Genomic DNA, 15,695 nt, shown 5'->3' with positions numbered 1-15,695 from the left:
CGTGCACGTGGGTGTCGTACGCCCCGGCGACCAGGGCACGGGCGCGGGCGGACGGGACGGGGTGCGCGGACATGACGCTCCTTGGCGGGGTGGGCGGACCGGACACCGGTCAGCCCGGACGGGTGGGATCGGGCCGGCCGCCCCGGCGACGGATCGCGGTCGCGGTCCTGGCCAGAGTGGACTCGACGTGCCCGAGGTGCTGGCGCATCGCCGCCTCGGCGGCGTCCGGGTCCCGGGCCGCGATCGCCTCGACGATCGCGGTGTGCTCCTCGAAGGACCGGTTCGGCCGGCCGGGCACCAGGATGGTGCGGTACTGGAACCGGACGAGCTGGGCCCGGAGCCCGGTGATCAGCCGGGCCGCGGTCTCGTGCCGGGCCGCCGCGATGATCGCGGCGTGCAGCTTGGCGTTCCCCTCCGAATAGCCGAGCAGGTCGTCGGAGTCGAGTTTCCGGGCCATCCGGTCGAGTATCCGGCGGATCCCGGCGATCTCCCGGGCGGTGGCGTGCAGTGCCGCCTGCCGCGCGGTGAGCGCCTCCAGTACGGCCCGCACCTGGAGGATCTCGACCGCCTCCTCCTCGGTGACCAGCCGGACGTGTGCGCCCCGGTTCGGGGTGAGCACGACCAGTCCGTCCTGACCGAGTCGGACCAGCACGGTCCGGACCACCGCCCGGCTGACCTGTAGCCGGGTCGCCAGCTCGACCTCGATCAGCCGCTCGTTGGGCATCAGCTCGCCCCGGTAGATCTCCTGCCGGAGCTGGTCGTACGCCTCCTCGGCGGACCGGGCCGGACCGCGCCGGCCGGCCGTCGGTGGCTCCGAAGTGGCCGGTGGGTCGGTCCGGTCGGCCGGCGGCGGTGGTGGATCGACCGCCCGGTGCTGCCGGGCGACCCGGGCACGACCGCGGTCGGCCGATGGTGGCTGCTGCGCGGATTCGGTCATGATCCGGTCACCGCGGCGATCCGTGCCCGGTCGATCCGGGCGGAAATCTGTCCAACGTCCAACGTCGGTCAACATTTGGGCGATTTCGGTGGCAGCCGCGACGGAATCGATCGGGACGGTGAGACTGGTACGTCGGGTCCGCGGAGTCCACTGTGTCGACGGGGATATGCACGCGTCGGACCTTAGCCGGAGTGCGCCCACCAACCGGGCAGTACGCCGGCATGGCGCGACCGGTGTCGGTCGGGCCGACCGGGTGCCGGCACCCCGTCAACTCCCAGCTCAGTACGGCTGAACGCAACATTGTCTCCCGAATTATCAACAATATTGCGGACAGGTTGGCTGCTGTCGATGCCGAATGTCAATCGTCGTGACCTGCTGATATCTGCTGGCGGGAAACGATCATGCATCTGCTTGCCAGAATCTTGACCGGATCTTGTCGATGACATTTCGGACAGGGCTCATTTACGATTCTCGACCGAACGAGGGCCGGCAGGCCGGATACGCGCCGAGGGGTCGCGGCGCGCTGTTCGCGCGGGAGGCGTCGATTGCCCGCCCTCGGGTCCATTCCACAAGCGGGAGGCACACATGATCAGACGTTCTCGCCTGCTCGCCGCAGCGTTACTGGCGGCGGCGCTGGCGGTCACGAGCGGGTGTAGCGGCGACTCCGGCTCGGATGCCGAAGCATCCAAGAAGGATCCGGACAAGGTCGCGTACATCACCGCCTTCGGCGCGGTCGGCCGGGACGCGTTCGCCTGGGTGGCCAAGGAGAAGGGCTACTTCGCCGAGGCCGGCATCGAGGTCGACATCCAGAAGGGTGCGGGCAACGTCCCCAACCTGACGGCGTTGAAGTCCAACAAGGTGCAGTTCGCCGCCCTCGACTTCACCGGTGCGGTGATCCAGGCCGGCAAGGGCGAGTTCACCGACTGGCGGGCCGTCGCCGCCGTACACCAGCAGACGCTGGTCGCGGTGATGACCACGAAGGACACCAACATCAACACCCCGAAGGACCTGGAGGGCAGGACCATGGCGACCGGCGCCGGGTCGGTCACCGAACTGCTCTTCCCGGCGTACGCCCGGCTGGCCGGCATCGACACGGCGAAGGTGAAGATCCAGGGGGCGCAGGCCACCGCGCTAAACGGTCTGATGGCGTCCCGGCAGGTCGACGCGCTCGGCACCTTCCTGCTCAGTCGCACGGCACTGGGGAACGCCTCCAAGAAGGAGGTGGTGGTGCTGCCGTACAGCGACTACCTCCGGGACCTGTTCGGCAACGCGGTCATCACCACCCCCGCCCTGATCGCGAAGGACCCGGACCTGGTCCGCCGGTTCACCGGCGCACTGCTGAAGGGCTTGCAGTACTCGATCGAGCACCCGGAGGAGGCGGCGCAGATCCTCAACAAGGCGGAGCCGAGCTACGCCGTGCCGTCCGGGATCGGGGAGATCAAGGCGATGACGCCCTACGTGGCACCGGTCGGCGGCGCGCCGATCGGCTTCATGGACGAGCAGCGGGTGATGCGGACCATCGCCGTGATGCAGGGCGCCGGCCTCATCCCCGCCGGCCTGACCCCGGACAAGGTCGTCGACTTCGGGTTCGTCCCGAAGTCCTGAGGGCTGAGGGCTCCGTACCGATGCCCCGAGAGGCCGGTCGGTGACGGAGTTGGATCGGGACGGCGGTCGCATCGGCCGCCGTCCCGGTATCGTCCGCACCGTTCCGGCGGCGCACCGACCGGGCCGCCGGCCACCCCCTGCCGTCGCCGCGTCACCCCACCCGGAGGCCGTCATGACCAGCTCGCCGACGAACACCCGCCTGGCCCGACTCTGGGCCAACGTCGGGCTGCCGGTACTGGGTGCCGTGCTGGCGACCGGCCTCTGGTGGCTGGTCACCCACCTCTTCGACATCTCGTCGTTCTTCCTGCCGGCGCCGCCGGACGTGGTCGACGCGTTCCTCCGGCTGCCTGGCTATCTGCTCGCGGAGACCTGGGTGACCCTGCTGGAGACGGTGATCGGGTTCGGCATCGCCGCCAGCACCGGGCTGCTCGTCGCGCTGCTGCTGGCGGCATCCCGGACGGTCGAGCGGATGACCATGCCGCTGATGGCGGCGGTCAACGCCGTACCGAAGGTGGCGCTCGCGCCGCTGCTGCTGGTCTGGATGGGCTTCGGGTCGGAGCCGAAGATCGTCATGGTGATCCTGGTCTGCTTCTTCCCGATCGTGGTCTCCGCGATGGCCGGGCTTACCTCGACCCCGAACGACCTGCGCGAGCTGGTGCACTCGCTCTCCGCCTCGTGGTGGCAGACCTTCCTCAAGGTACGACTCTCCTGGGCGCTGCCGCAGATCTTCGTCGGGTTGAAGGTGGCGATCTCACTGGCGATCATCGGTGCGATCATCGGCGAGGTGGTCAACCCCGACCGGGGGCTCGGCGCGGTCATCGTCAACTCCGGAGCGTCCGCCGACACCCCGCTCGCGTTCGCCGCGCTGACCCTGTTGGCGTTGATGGGCGGGCTGCTGTTCTATCTTGTGGTGGCGGTCGAGCGGCTCGTCGTACCGTGGGCGCGGGCGATCACGTCGTAGCCGGTGCCCGCCGGGCGGGGCTGCACGAGAGTCGGTCCGCTCGCTACTGTGTCGCGAGGGGCGGCCCGGCCGGTCCGGCAGGTGCTGTCGGGCCGGGGTGGCCCAGTGTGTTGGTGTCGGTCAGGTTGAGGTGGCGGTGGTCGTGGTGGCATCGGGAAAGTTGCTGAGGTTCGACGAGGTACGCGGCTACGGGTTCATCGCCCCTGACAGCGGTGGTGAGGACGTCTTCGTGCACGCCAACGACTTCGGCGAGGACAAGCACCTGATCCAACCGGGGATGCGGCTGGAATACGAGGTTGAGCAGGGGGAGCGGGGGCTGAAGGCGTCGGCGATCCGGATCACCGACCGACCGGCCACCAGCCCGCGTCCGAGCCGGGCGGCCGGAGACGACGAGTTGTGCGACGTACTCTCCGGAGCCGAGTTCAGCGTCGAGGTCACCGAGATGCTGATCGAGAAGGTGCCGTCGCTGACCGGTGCCCAGATCGGCGTGATCCGGCAGCAGTTGGTCGGGCTGGCCCGGTCGCACGGCTGGGTCGAGCCCTGAGCGCGGACGCCCGGCCCGACGTACGGGCCCGGTAGGGTCGCCGGGTGATCACCTCGCGTCCCGGCGGCACCCTGCTGGCCGTCAGCGACCTGCACGTCGGTTACGCCGAGAACCGGAAACTGGTCGAGAGCTTCGTTCCGGGCTCGGACGAGGACTGGCTGCTGGTGGCCGGCGACGTCGCCGATCGGGTGGAGGACATCTTCTGGGCGCTGCGGCTGCTGAAGGAGCGTTTCTCCACGGTGGTGTGGGTGCCCGGCAACCACGAGCTGTGGACGCCCCGCCAGGACACGGTCCAGTTGCGCGGAGTCGCCCGGTACGAGCTGCTGGTCGAGATGTGCCGGCAGATCGGCGTACTGACCCCGGAGGACCCGTACCCGGTGTGGACAGGTGCGGGTGGGCCGGTCACGGTGGTGCCGCTCTTCCTGCTCTACGACTACACGTTCCGGCCGGCGGGCGCGCAGACCAAGGAGGCCGGGCTGGCGCTGGCGCACGAGGCGGGGATCGTCTGCACCGACGAGTACTTCCTGCACCCCGACCCCTATCCGAGCCGGGAGGACTGGTGCGCGGCCCGGCTGGCACTCACCGAACGCCGGCTCGCCGAACTCGCACCGGGCACCCGGACCGTGCTGGTCAACCACTTTCCGCTGGTCCGCGAGGTCACCGCGATCCTGCACTACCCGGTCTTCGCGCAGTGGTGCGGCACCGTGCACACCGCCGACTGGCACCGGCGCTACCGGGCCGCCGCCGTGGTCTACGGCCACCTGCACATCCCCCGGGTGAACTGGTTCGACGGGGTCCGGTTCGACGAGGTGTCGCTCGGCTATCCGCGCGAGTGGCAGCGGCGGGCGAAGCCGCCCCGCGGCCTCCGGCCGATCCTGCCGGTCGGCTCGCCGGAGCGAGACGCCGACCTGGCCTGGTGAGCCGGGTCCTGTCGCTCATTGGTCGGCCCGGCGCATCCAGAACGCGCCGGTGGGCAGCCCCCGGAGTTCGGCCGGTAGCGCGTCCGGGTGGCACGACCAGAGCCACGAGGTGAAGAGCAGTACCCGCCACGCCGCGTTGTCGGTGAGGAACGCCCGGAGCAGGTAGACCTCGGTCCAGTCCCGGCCCTCCCGGAGCCACCGCTCCGGATATTCGAACGGCCAGTGGATGTCGTGGATGTGCACGATCACCCCGGGACGCAGCGTCGGCAGGACGTGCAAGAGCAACCAGACGACGTCCGAGCCGGCCTTTGCCACGTGCGTCGAGTCGATCAGCAGGATGTCGCCGGAGTCGAGCCTGGCGAAACTGGACCGGTCGACGTCCTGGACCCGGCGCTGGACCAGGTCGACCCGGTCACCGGGGCGCAGCCGGGAGCGCAGTCGCTCCGGATGCGGTTCGACGCAGGTGATCCGCAGATCCGGCAGGTAGCGGTCGGCGACGTCGAGGGCGACCGCGGTGGAGTAGCCGGAGCCGACCTCGATCAGCCGGGCCGGCCGGTGGTGCCGGAGCATCGCGTGCAGCACGGCGGCGTCGGCGCGGCCGTACATGCCGTTCTGGTCGTGCCAGCGGTCGCTGGGAAGTTCACGCATCAGCGGACCGAGTTCGGCGGCCAGCCGGAGCTGGTCCGGCTCCCGCAGGTCGACGCCGACCGGGGCCAGGTCACGCCAGCCGATCGCGGTGGTCCGGTCCGCCGGCGAGGTGGCCGGCGAGTAGAAGTGCCCCGGTTTCACGTACGGCGGTGTGCTGAGGGCGGCGCTGATCCCCCGGGCACGCCGGACGACCTGCGTCTGGAACTCTCCAACAGCCATGCGGGGAATTCTGTCCTTTATCGCGATACTTTCGCTAGTACCCCGCAAAAATGGAACTTCCGTGTCTATCGGGCAAGTGTCGATCTGTTCGAGGAGGGCAGACCACGATGGAGGACATCACCGCGCTGATCCTGGACGACCACGCGGCGTTCCGCCGGGGATTCGCCCGGCTCGACGACGCCCGGGGCGAGGCGGCGCTCCGGGCGATCTGGGAGCCGCTGGCGCTGCACCTCGACATCCACGCCGAGGCGGAGGAGGCGATCCTCTACCCGTACCTGGTCCGGCACGGGGATCCCGGCACGGCCGAGGAGACCGACGACGCGATCGGGGACCACAACAAGATCCGGGACGCGATCGCCGCGTCGAAGCGGCACGTACCCGGCACCGACGGGTGGTGGGCGGCGGTCTGGCAGGCCCGACGGGAGAACAGCGAGCACCTGGCCGAGGAGGAGGACGGCGCGCTGGCGGACTTCCGGCGCAACTCCAGCCGCGAACTACGTGCCGAACTCGGCGCCCGCTGGCTCACCTTCTACGGCGAGCACCCCGGCGGGCGGGACCTGACCTTCCAGGACAAGGACCCGAAGGCGTACGTCCAGGAACACCGCTGAGCCGACCGAGCCGAGGTGCCCCGGCTCACCCGAGCCGTCCCGAGGCAGAATGACCGGGTGACGCTCCGGGCCGCCCTGGCACCGCTGACCAGTGGCGCCACGTACCGCCGAGGGATCTTTCTACTGCTCGGCGGGGTCCTGCTGCTGCCGTACCTGCTGCTGGTCACGGTCTTCGCCGAGATGCTGCGCACCGACGAGGTACCCCGGCCTGCCGTGCTGCTGCTGATCGCGGTCGCCACGGCGATCGCCGCCGTGCCGCTGTTCCTGCGCGGCACCCGGGCGCTGGAGATCGCCGCCGCGCGTACCCTGCTCGACGTCGAACTGGCCGAGCCGGCCGCCGACAGCGGGATCGACCGGGAGGGCCGGCTGCGCTGCGCCCTCTGGATCGGCATCCACCTGGTCTCCGGCGGGCTGGTCGGGTTCGCGCTGATCGCGGCTCTGCCGATGGCGCTGCTCTTCCTCCTCGCGCAGTTCGGAGTCGGCACCGAGACCGTCGACGGCCTGCGGATCGGTCCACTCGTCGACTGGCACCAGGGCTGGCTCAGCCTGGTCGGGGTGGCCCTGCTGGTGCTGCTCGGCTACGCGGTCGCCGGGCTGGGCGCGCTGGCCAGGCTGATGGCCCCGGTGCTGCTCGGCCCGTCCCAGACCGAGCGGATCGCCGCGCTGGAGCGGCAGGCCAGCCGGCTCGCCGAGCGCAACCGGCTGGCCCGGGAACTGCACGACTCGGTCGGTCACGCGCTCACCGTCGCCACCCTCCAGGCGGCGGCCGCCGGTGAGCTGCTGGAGACCGACCGGGAGTTCGTGCGGCGGGCGCTGCGGGCGATCGAGGAGACCGGTCGGGCGGCAATGGCCGACCTGGACCACGTACTCGGACTGCTCCGCCAGGGTGACGCCGAGCCGTCCGGCGACGGAGGCCCGCCCGGCGAGGACGGTGGTCCGTCGGGTGACGGGGCGGTGCGGGCGCCGCAGCGTACCCTCGACGAGCTGGACCGGCTGGTGGCCGACACCCGGGCGACCGGGCTCCCGGTCACCGTCGAGCTGGCCGGCGACCTCGGCGCGGTGCCGGCGGTGGTGGCCAGGGAGGGCTACCGGATCGTCCAAGAAGGACTGACGAACGCGGCCCGGCACGGCGGTCGGCGACCGGTTACCCTGCGTGTCGCGGCCCGCGACGACGCCCTGGAGATCGAGCTGGTCAACGCCGTCGGCGAGCCGTCCGGCGCGGTCCGGGGCAGATCCGGCTCGGCGCGTCCGCCGGGGCAGCGGCGGGGGCGGGGACTGGCCGGCATCCGGGAGCGGGTGGTGCTGCTCGGCGGCCGGGTCAGCGCCGGGCTTGAGGACGGCAACTGGCGGGTCGCGGTGTGGCTGCCGACCATGGTGACCGAACTGCCCGCCTCAGCAGCGGGGGGAACAGCGCGCGGAATGGAGCGGACATGACCATCAGGGTGCTGGTCGTCGACGACGAGGAGCTGATCCGGGTCGGCCTGCGGGCCATCGTCGACGCGCAGCCGGACCTGACCGTCGTCGGCGAGGCCGCCGACGGGGCCGAGGTGCCGCCGCTGGTCGCCAAGTTGCGCCCGGACGTGGTGCTGATGGACGTCCGGATGCCGGCCATCGACGGCATCCAGGCCACCCGGCACCTGCTGGCCACCTCGGCCGACCCGCCCCGGATCCTGGTGGTCACCACGTTCGAGAACGACGAGTACGTCTACCAGGCGCTCCGGGCCGGCGCACACGGCTTCCTGCTGAAGCGGGCCCGGCCGGCCGAAGTGGTGGACGCGATCCGGGTGGTTGCCAAGGGCGAGTCCCTGCTCTTCCCGGCGGCGCTGCGCCGACTCGTCGCGGCACACACCCCCGGCCCGCCCGGTGACCGGCTCGGTCGGGCCCGGCTGACCGAGCGGGAGGCGGAGGTGCTGCGGCTGATGGCCACCGGGCTGTCCAACTCCGAGATCGCCACCGAACTGGTGCTCGGCGTCGAGACCGTCAAGACGCACGTCGGCAACGTACTGGCCAAGCTCGGCGCCCGGGACCGGACCCAGGCGGTGATCGCCGCGTACGAGGCGGGCTTCGTGGTGCCGTCGCCGAACGGCTGAGAAGTCAGCTACAGCTCGGCCGACGGCTGGAACCGGTGACCGCCGAATCGCTCACTGACCAGCGGATTCAAGGTTCTCGCAGGCTATCCGCTAGGTCGCTGGGGCAGTCTCGGGGACGGATGGCCGGTCGGGGGCACAACGGTGTGCGGCGGGGAAACCCGACCGGGTCACAGTGGTCGAGAGATGACGATGAGGCGACGGCACATGTCGACCGGATCAACCAGTGGTCACGGACGTGGCCAGGACCCGTGGTGAAGTCGACCAGATGACGGCACCGGTACGCTGCGCTCGGCCGGCAGTCGGGTGCCACCGGACACCGCTGGCCAGCAGCGGCGGTCTCCGGAGTACCAGGACTGACGGGGGACGGACGCGTCACCCCGCCGGCCGAGCGTGACTGGGGCGGTACGTCCGTAGCACAGCAGCCCGTCCCCGCTTTCCGGGCAGCGGGGACGGGCTGCTGTGTGTCAGTCCACCGAGAGGGTCTGGATGGTGATCCCGACCTTCGGCGTCCCGCCGCCGGCCGCGATGGAGTTGTCGTGGCCGCCGGCGGCCACCCGGTCCACGACGTCGAGCCCGGTGGTGACCGTGCCGAACGGGGTGTAGAGCGGCTGGAGCCCGCTCGTGCTGTCCTGGAAGATGATGAAGAACTGGCTGCCGTTGGTGCCTGGCTCCCCGGTGTTCGCCATCGCGACCACGCCCCGGCCGTACCGCGCGCCGGTCAGGTTCTCGTCGGCGAACCGGTAGTCCGGCCCGCCCATCCCGGTGCCGCTCGGGTCGCCGCACTGGAGCACGAAGATCCCTTCCGTGACGAGGCGGTGGCAGGCGCTTCCGTCGAAGAACTTCCGCCCGGCGAGATGCTGGAAGCTCGCCACCGTGCACGGGGTGCGGGCCCGGTCCATGGTGATCGCGATCTGGCCGAGGTTGGTGCTCAGCCGCATCGTGGCGGTGCCGGTCTGCGCTGCCCCGTCGAAGTCGGGCAGCCCGACCACCTTGGTCTGGGCGTGCGCCGGGGTGATGCTGCCGGCACACTGCGCCGACGCGGTGCGCGTCCCCGGGCTCGGCGGAGTTTCCGGGCCCTCGCTGCTCGCGTCCGAGCCGCTGTCGTTGCCGAGCTGCACGTAGTAGACCACCAGGCCGGCACAGCCGATGCCCAGGCAGAGCACGATCGCCACGGCCGCGGCCACCAGGCCGATCACCAGCGGGCGCCGGCTCCGCGTCGGCTGCGCTCCCGTCTGGTAGGGCGGAGCGGGCGGGACGGGACCGGGCGGCGGGAATTCGGCAGGTGGCTGGCTCACCCGGCCAGCCTACCGACAGTGCTCGATGAATACCCGACCGGCAAATGCGTGGCTCGAATTGCCTGGTCATGGCAGTATGCGCGGTCGTGACAGACCTCGACGGCATCCAGATCACCACGCTCGCCGAACGGCCCGAGTTGACGGCCCGGATCTACGAGATCACCGACACCTGGCCGGTCTTCGCTGGCGAGGACCTGCTGGCGAGCGCGCTGCACCTGCGGGTGCCCGGGGAGTTCCCGGAGTACTGCGTCGTGGCGACGGACGGCGACCGGGTCGTCGCGCGCGGGTTCGCCGTCCCGTTCAACGCCGTGCTGAAGGGCCGGGAGGAGATGCCGGCACAGGGCTGGGACGTGGTATTGGTGTGGGCGTTCAACGACCGCCGCCGGGGGAACGCGCCGACCGTCGCCAGCGCGCTGGAGATCACGATCGACGTCGACTACCTCGGCCGGGGCCTGTCCCACCGCATGGTGGCCGCCCTGCGGCAGGCGGCCGGGAGGCAGGGCCACGACACGCTGCTGGCTCCGGTCCGCCCGACGGCCAAGCACCTGCAACCGCGCCTGCCGATGAGCGACTACATCCGCCAGCGGCGCGACGACGGCCTGCCGGCCGACCCGTGGCTGCGGGTGCACGTCAGGGTCGGCGGCACCATCGAGAAGGTCGCCCCGGCGTCGATGACGGTGGCCGGGTCATTGGCCCAGTGGCGGGAGTGGACCGGCCTACCCTTCGACCGCGACGGCGACATCGAGATCCCCGGTGGCCTGGTGCCGGTACGCTGCGCCCTCGCACACGACTACGCCGTCTACGTCGAACCGAACGTCTGGGTACGGCACCGCACGCGATCTACCGCCGAGGCAGGTCGCTGACGAAGGCCCGCCAGGCGTCCGGGCCGAAGCTCAGCGCGGGTCCACTCGGGTCCTTGCTGTCCCGCACCGCGACAACGCCCGGCAGGTTGTCCGCGACCTCCACACAGTTGCCGCCCGTGCTGTTGCTCCGGGTGCTTTTCCGCCACCGGGCTCCGGTCAGGTCCATGTCTCCGCCACCTCCGCGATCAGGTCGAGCGACTGCTGGTGCGGCAGTGCCACGCTCCGGACGGTTTCCCAGACATCGATCATATAGTTCACGTAGTCCGGCCGGTCGTCCATCTGACCGTGACGGTGCCCATCGAAGTAGACGACCGGTTCGCCCGTCGGTGGAGTAGCGAGCACAAACGAGCCGTCCAGCCCGGCGTAGGAGCCGGCTGACGCCGGCACGACGTGGATCCTCACCTGCGGCACGCTGGTGCCGACCTTGACCAGGTGCAGCAACTGTTCGCGCATCACCGCTGGGTCGCCGATCGAACGACGGAGCACATACTCGTCGAGGACAAAGGTGAGCAGCGGTGGCTTCGCCCGGGCCAGGAGTTCCTGCCGGTCCAGCCGGGCGGTCACCTGCTCCTCGACCTCCTCGGTGGAGAGCAGCCCCGGCCCGGAGAGAACGGCCCGGGCATATGCCTCCGTCTGCAACAGCCCTGGGACATAGGCCGGCTCGAACGAGCGCAGCGCCTTCGCCTCCTGCTCGACGCCGGCCCACTCCCGGAAGTACTGCACGACGGCTTCTCGGCTGATCCGCTTCTGGATGCGTACGAAACGGCCGTCGGTGTTGAAGACGGCATCGCAGCGTCGGGCGAAGTCGAGGCTCGGCCGGCGTTCGCAGCTCTCCACCTTGGCGACCATCGGCTGGGAGTAGTTGATCGCCTCGGCCAGCGCCGTTTGCGACATGTTGGCGGCGGCCCGGGCGAGCCGCAATTCCTCGGCGAAGTGTTCGAGCATCGGGGACCGTTCCATATGACTCCTCCATGACGAAGGGCGTACAGGCGGGATAAACCCGGATACGCGCGGGTCGTACCGATCGAGAAGCTTCTCAGCGTAGTGCCTTCCGCGGCAGAGTGTCACGAGCGGAACCGCGCGGGGGCCGTCGGTTTCCCTTTCCCACCCGAGGCGGCCCCCGCTTCCACATATCAAGGAGGTGCCGGGCGTGAGCTGGTTTCGACGTACGCCGAGAATTCACCGCCGGGACTGGCGACGGCTCTGGCGGTACTGCCGGTGCGGGCACCGGTGGGGTTGTCTCGGCACGCTTCCGCCGCCGATGCCGACGTCGCCTCCACCGACGCCGATGCCGCCCTCACCGAGGCCGTCGGTGCGTGGGCGGGTACGGCCGACGAACCGGGGTCACCTGCGCGACTGGAATGTCCCGACGGCTGCACACCGTGACCGGGTCCGCTGACGAGCCGACCCCGAGTGGGCGAGCGGATGACGCTGATCGTGCCCGCCGGCCCGGGGAGGAGTCGCCCGGTGGAGAGCCTTCAGAGCTGGGTGCACAGACGGGGCACCCGGCCGCTGTCGAGCCCGGGCGCAGGGTGGGTGCACAAGCGGGGCAGCTCGACAGTCTCGCGAACGAGGTATTGCCGGCCGGCGGGCGTACCCGTCGGGAAGCGGACGGACGGCCGGGACGGGCGCATCTGCCGCAACGGCCGATCTGGCTGTGCCGGGCCTGCGGCGCGGCATGGCCGTGCCCGGTCGCGCGCTCGGCGCTGACGCTCGACCATCTCCGGGACCCGGCCGGCCTGACGACCTGGCTGGCCGAGGCGTTCGCGGCGGCGATGCGGGACCTCTACCTGCTCAATCCCGATCCGGGGCCCGACCCGGCCCGGATGTACGCCCGGTTCCTGGGCTGGGTGACCCCGCGCCTGGACATCATCCGGCGGCGGGAGGCGTCCGGGTCAGTCGGGCAGCCGCGCGAGGGATAGCTTCGCCAGGATCTCGTCGATAGCCTCGTCCGGCGTCTGGTCGGAGTTGTCCAGCCAGAGGCCGAGCCGGGGAGTGGCCATCACCCCGGTCAGCACGACGACGGCGGACGACAGATTGATCATCCCGGGGGACGAAACTACACGATGACCAGGTACGACGGGAAAATCCACGTCTACGAGCACCAGTACTACCTGCACGACTCGGTGCAGACCGCGACGCCGCCGTACCGGCTGGACGACACCGGGCTGGCCCGGTTTGCCGAGGACGGCGGCATCCAGGTGATCAGCGGCGCCAATACCGGCAGTCTGGCCATGAGCGTGGACCTGGTCGAGGCGGCGCCGCCCGTCCCGTTCGACGACTGGGACGAGATCGTCGAGGTCAGCTACGCCACCACGACCGGCGACGCCCAACTGCTCGGTTGGCCCGCCACGCCGCAGCGCTGGCTACCGGCGATCAGCCACGCCGGCCCGGGGAGCTACCGGCTCAGGTTCCACGCCCGGGATCGCGACGATCCCCGCAACGCCCGACCCTTCGAGATCGTGGAGGCGCACCACCTCGCCGTCTGGCCGGGTCCGCCGGCTCCGACGGTCGCGCACAAGTACACCGACGCCACCGGGCGGTACTGGCGGTCGATCCGGGACACTCGCTGAGGCTCGCGACCCTGTTCGACAGTGGGTGAACAACCACGTCTCCAGGCTGGCGGGGCCGTCGGCGAGCCGGTTAGCTGGGGATGCGAGGCAGTAACCAGGGAATACGCGGGAGGAAACACCGCCGTGCCACCGCCACCCGAGGAGGTCATCGCCGGCCAGGCCGTCTACAACCGGCTGATGCTCGCCGGCTACGACGTGCTCGTGCTGGGCTTCCACTGCCGACTCGTCTGGCGGTGCGCCAAGCGGCACATGCTGGAGAACTACCGGCGCAACATCGGAGCCCGGCACGTCGAGTTCGGCACCGGCACGGCGTACTTCCTGGACCGGTGCGGCTTCCCGACCGCGATGCCGGAACTGACCCTGGTCGACCTGAACCCGACCGTGCTGCGGGTCAGCGCGGCCCGGGTTGCCCGCTATCACCCAGCCGTCGTGCAGGCGGACGTGCTCCAGCCGCTCCCCTTCGACGACGGCAAGCTCCGGACCGGTCACTACGACTCGGTCGGGGCGAACTTCCTGCTGCACTGCCTGCCCGGCTCCTGGTCCGAGAAGGCCGCCGTCTTCGACAACGCGGCGGCGGCGCTCCGCCCCGGCGGCCGGGTCTTCGGCAGCACGATCCTCTCCTCGGGTGTGCCGGTCACCGCCCCGGCCCGGCGGCTGATGAAGGTCTACAACGCGCGCGGAATCTTCCACAACACCGACGACGACCTGGCCGGGCTGCGCTGGCAACTCGACCAGCGATTCACCGACATCCAGCTCGCCGTACGCGGTTGCGTCGCCCTCTTCGAGGCCACCAAACCGGCGCCGGAGGAGGACAGGACCGGCTGACGGGAGGGTCTTCCCGCTGAGGTCAACCGCCTCCCTCTGCCAGGGGAACCGGCTCACTCCGGCACGTGAGGTCTGCGCTGCCGTGCGCGCGGATGGTGTGGGGAGCGGGCACGGCACAGGTCGCCGGCCCGGGGAAGTCGAGGAGGGAACGACGATGTCCCGCACCGTACCGATCGACCGGACGGCCGCCCGGGCCGTGCCGCAGCCGCAGCCACACTCGCACCGGATCGGCTACCTGGCCGCCGGCGCGACCGCGTTCTTCGGCTCGCTCGCCCTGCTCTGGACCGTCACCGGGCACGGCTATCCGTTCGGCACCGCCGACCCGGACGGCTCCGGCAGCCTGCTCTGGCGGGTACCGGCCTGGGTCGGGGCGCCGACCTTCGCGGTGCTGCTGCTCGGCGCGGCGGTCACCGCGCTGGCCATCACCGGCCCGCACGCGGTACGCCTGCGCGGCGCACCCCGGCTCGCCCTGCTCGGCTACGGCTGGCTGGCGGTGGCCGGGCTGCTGCTGGTCGTCCCGGACGTGCAGGTGCTCACCTATCTCGGGTACGCACCGATGCTGATCGGCGGGCTGCCGTTCGGCTGGCCACCGGTCGACTACGCCGAACTCTTCACCCTCGCGCTCGGCTACAAGGTGTTCTCGGTCGCCACCGGGCTGCTGCTGGCTCGGGCCGTACTCACCTGGCAGTTCCGTACCGCCGAAGCCTGTGGCCGGTGCGGACGCCGCCCCGGCGACGCGGGCTGGACCTCGGCGAAGTCGGCGGCCCGCTGGGGGCGCCCGGCGGTCTGGGTGGCGGCGGTGATCCCGGTGCTGTACGCGGTCGTCCGGCTAGCCTGGGCGGCCGGCATCCCGCTCGGCATCACCGACGGGTTCCTCCGGGAGATGCACCGGACCGGTCTGGTCTGGGCCGGCGCCGGACTGGCCACGTTCGGGCTGGTCGGCGCGGTACTCACCCTCGGGCTGGTGCAGCGGTGGGGCGAGCGGTTCCCGCGCTGGATGATCGGGCTGGCCGGTAGGCGGGTGCCGATCAAGCTCGCCGTCGTCCCCGCCACCGGGGTCGCTGTCGCGATCACCGCCGCCGGCCTGGCCCTCTACGGGCAGCCGGAACTCCTCGACGAACTGGGCGGGAGCACCCTGATGGTCATCCCGATGCTGCTCTGGCCGGTCTGGGGGATCGCGCTCGGCGCCGCCACCCTGGCCTACCACCTGCGCCGCCGGGGCGCCTGCGACCACTGCGCCTGACCCTCGGCGCTGCGCCGGCTGCGACTGGGCCCGGACCTGCGCCGGCCCCGGGCGACTGGCTTGATCGCGGTCGCCCGGGGCCGGTGGCCGCCGTCACTCCCTGGCGCGGCTGCCTCCCGAGAGGGTGCCGACCAGCGTCCCGAACGTCACCCCGATCAGCGCGCCGAAGGCCAGGCCCAGCGCGACGTTGCCGAGGAGCAGGCCGAGGAGCAGGCCGACCAAGGCGCCGAGTGAGATCCCGAGGCTCAGGCTGATGCCGAGTTTCGTCCCGTTTTCATGCGGTGTACTCATAACCCTCCCCCTTCCAGCGGATCCGACGGTACCGGATCGATCTTGACTGGACCGTTGGCGACCCGCGATCGAC

The 15,695-nt window shown here is 71.0% G+C and carries 19 protein-coding genes; 12 read left to right on the top strand and 7 right to left on the bottom strand.

What is annotated here, in order from left to right:
- Nucleotides 1–109: 109 nt before the first annotated feature.
- A complete protein-coding gene (locus AAH979_RS19195) occupies nucleotides 110–937 on the bottom strand; it encodes a GntR family transcriptional regulator (protein ID WP_346259492.1) in 828 nt (275 codons plus the stop codon).
- Nucleotides 938–1,522: 585 nt separating this feature from the next.
- Between AAH979_RS19195 and AAH979_RS19190 the strand changes: the two genes are divergently transcribed.
- The 4 genes from AAH979_RS19190 to AAH979_RS19175 all read left to right on the top strand — a co-directional run bounded on the left by AAH979_RS19190 (nucleotide 1,523) and on the right by AAH979_RS19175 (nucleotide 4,967).
- Entirely contained in the window at nucleotides 1,523–2,542 is a 1,020-nt protein-coding gene (locus AAH979_RS19190) for an ABC transporter substrate-binding protein (protein WP_346259491.1), read from the top strand.
- A gap of 172 nt (nucleotides 2,543–2,714) precedes the next feature.
- Nucleotides 2,715–3,503 carry an ABC transporter permease gene (locus AAH979_RS19185; RefSeq protein ID WP_346259490.1) on the top strand — a complete coding sequence of 263 codons (789 nt, stop codon included), beginning with the start codon at nucleotides 2,715–2,717 and terminating at the stop codon, nucleotides 3,501–3,503.
- 145 nt (nucleotides 3,504–3,648) lie between these two features.
- Nucleotides 3,649–4,047, top strand: a complete 399-nt coding sequence (locus AAH979_RS19180; RefSeq protein ID WP_346259497.1) for a cold shock domain-containing protein — start codon at nucleotides 3,649–3,651, stop codon at nucleotides 4,045–4,047.
- A gap of 44 nt (nucleotides 4,048–4,091) precedes the next feature.
- A complete protein-coding gene (locus AAH979_RS19175) occupies nucleotides 4,092–4,967 on the top strand; it encodes a metallophosphoesterase (RefSeq protein ID WP_346259489.1) in 876 nt (291 codons plus the stop codon).
- A 15-nt stretch (nucleotides 4,968–4,982) separates the two neighbouring features.
- On the opposite strand, the gene AAH979_RS19170 is transcribed toward AAH979_RS19175, so the two are convergent.
- A complete protein-coding gene (locus tag AAH979_RS19170) occupies nucleotides 4,983–5,834 on the bottom strand; it encodes a class I SAM-dependent methyltransferase (RefSeq protein ID WP_346259488.1) in 852 nt (283 codons plus the stop codon).
- A 107-nt stretch (nucleotides 5,835–5,941) separates the two neighbouring features.
- On the opposite strand from AAH979_RS19170, the gene AAH979_RS19165 reads away from it, so the two are divergent.
- The 3 genes from AAH979_RS19165 to AAH979_RS19155 are packed head-to-tail and all read left to right on the top strand — an operon-like array spanning nucleotide 5,942 to nucleotide 8,532.
- Complete coding sequence (locus tag AAH979_RS19165; protein WP_346259487.1) at nucleotides 5,942–6,442, top strand: hemerythrin domain-containing protein; 501 nt, start codon at nucleotides 5,942–5,944, stop codon at nucleotides 6,440–6,442.
- A 57-nt stretch (nucleotides 6,443–6,499) separates the two neighbouring features.
- Nucleotides 6,500–7,876: a histidine kinase gene (locus AAH979_RS19160; protein WP_346259486.1), complete on the top strand. Its 1,377-nt coding sequence runs from the start codon at nucleotides 6,500–6,502 to the stop codon at nucleotides 7,874–7,876.
- Nucleotides 7,873–8,532, top strand: a complete 660-nt coding sequence (locus tag AAH979_RS19155) for a response regulator transcription factor (RefSeq protein WP_346259485.1) — start codon at nucleotides 7,873–7,875, stop codon at nucleotides 8,530–8,532. The genes AAH979_RS19160 and AAH979_RS19155 overlap by 4 nt, the downstream gene beginning before the upstream one ends.
- Before the next feature lie 464 nt (nucleotides 8,533–8,996).
- On the opposite strand, the gene AAH979_RS19150 is transcribed toward AAH979_RS19155, so the two are convergent.
- On the bottom strand, nucleotides 8,997–9,827 hold the full coding sequence (locus tag AAH979_RS19150; protein ID WP_346259484.1) for a peptidylprolyl isomerase: 831 nt from the start codon (nucleotides 9,825–9,827) through the stop codon (nucleotides 8,997–8,999).
- Nucleotides 9,828–9,913: 86 nt separating this feature from the next.
- Between AAH979_RS19150 and AAH979_RS19145 the strand changes: the two genes are divergently transcribed.
- Nucleotides 9,914–10,690: an N-acetyltransferase gene (locus AAH979_RS19145; RefSeq protein ID WP_346259483.1), complete on the top strand. Its 777-nt coding sequence runs from the start codon at nucleotides 9,914–9,916 to the stop codon at nucleotides 10,688–10,690.
- Here AAH979_RS19145 and AAH979_RS19140 read toward each other — a convergent pair.
- Both AAH979_RS19140 and AAH979_RS19135 read right to left on the bottom strand, forming a co-directional pair.
- Entirely contained in the window at nucleotides 10,668–10,856 is a 189-nt protein-coding gene (locus AAH979_RS19140; RefSeq protein WP_346259482.1) for a DUF397 domain-containing protein, read from the bottom strand. The two genes, AAH979_RS19145 and AAH979_RS19140, sit on opposite strands and share 23 nt — an antisense overlap.
- The gene (locus tag AAH979_RS19135) at nucleotides 10,847–11,650 is read right to left on the bottom strand and encodes a helix-turn-helix transcriptional regulator (protein ID WP_346259481.1); all 804 of its coding nucleotides are present in this window, start codon (nucleotides 11,648–11,650) and stop codon (nucleotides 10,847–10,849) included. The genes AAH979_RS19140 and AAH979_RS19135 overlap by 10 nt, the downstream gene beginning before the upstream one ends.
- Before the next feature lie 572 nt (nucleotides 11,651–12,222).
- Between AAH979_RS19135 and AAH979_RS19130 the strand changes: the two genes are divergently transcribed.
- On the top strand, nucleotides 12,223–12,612 hold the full coding sequence (locus AAH979_RS19130; protein ID WP_346259480.1) for a hypothetical protein: 390 nt from the start codon (nucleotides 12,223–12,225) through the stop codon (nucleotides 12,610–12,612).
- Here the strand turns inward: AAH979_RS19130 and AAH979_RS19125 are convergent.
- Nucleotides 12,586–12,735, bottom strand: a complete 150-nt coding sequence (locus tag AAH979_RS19125) for a hypothetical protein (protein ID WP_346259479.1) — start codon at nucleotides 12,733–12,735, stop codon at nucleotides 12,586–12,588. The genes AAH979_RS19130 and AAH979_RS19125 overlap by 27 nt on opposite strands.
- A 21-nt stretch (nucleotides 12,736–12,756) precedes the next feature.
- Between AAH979_RS19125 and AAH979_RS19120 the strand changes: the two genes are divergently transcribed.
- From AAH979_RS19120 to AAH979_RS19110, 3 genes are all read left to right on the top strand, one after another.
- Nucleotides 12,757–13,263 (top strand): hypothetical protein, encoded by a 507-nt coding sequence (locus tag AAH979_RS19120; protein ID WP_346259478.1) that lies wholly within the window; start codon nucleotides 12,757–12,759, stop codon nucleotides 13,261–13,263.
- Nucleotides 13,264–13,386: 123 nt separating this feature from the next.
- Nucleotides 13,387–14,088 (top strand): class I SAM-dependent methyltransferase, encoded by a 702-nt coding sequence (locus AAH979_RS19115; protein WP_346259477.1) that lies wholly within the window; start codon nucleotides 13,387–13,389, stop codon nucleotides 14,086–14,088.
- Between the two features lie 154 nt (nucleotides 14,089–14,242).
- A complete protein-coding gene (locus tag AAH979_RS19110; protein WP_346259476.1) occupies nucleotides 14,243–15,331 on the top strand; it encodes a hypothetical protein in 1,089 nt (362 codons plus the stop codon).
- Between the two features lie 93 nt (nucleotides 15,332–15,424).
- On the opposite strand, the gene AAH979_RS19105 is transcribed toward AAH979_RS19110, so the two are convergent.
- Nucleotides 15,425–15,622 (bottom strand): hypothetical protein, encoded by a 198-nt coding sequence (locus AAH979_RS19105; protein ID WP_346259475.1) that lies wholly within the window; start codon nucleotides 15,620–15,622, stop codon nucleotides 15,425–15,427.
- Between the last annotated feature and the right edge of the window lie 73 nt (nucleotides 15,623–15,695).

The organism is Plantactinospora sp. ZYX-F-223 (genome assembly GCF_039649625.1).
Classification (GTDB): Bacteria; Actinomycetota; Actinomycetes; order Mycobacteriales; family Micromonosporaceae; genus Plantactinospora.
Note: the sequence above shows the minus strand (reverse complement) of the source record. Positions and strands in the feature narration are given on the sequence as shown.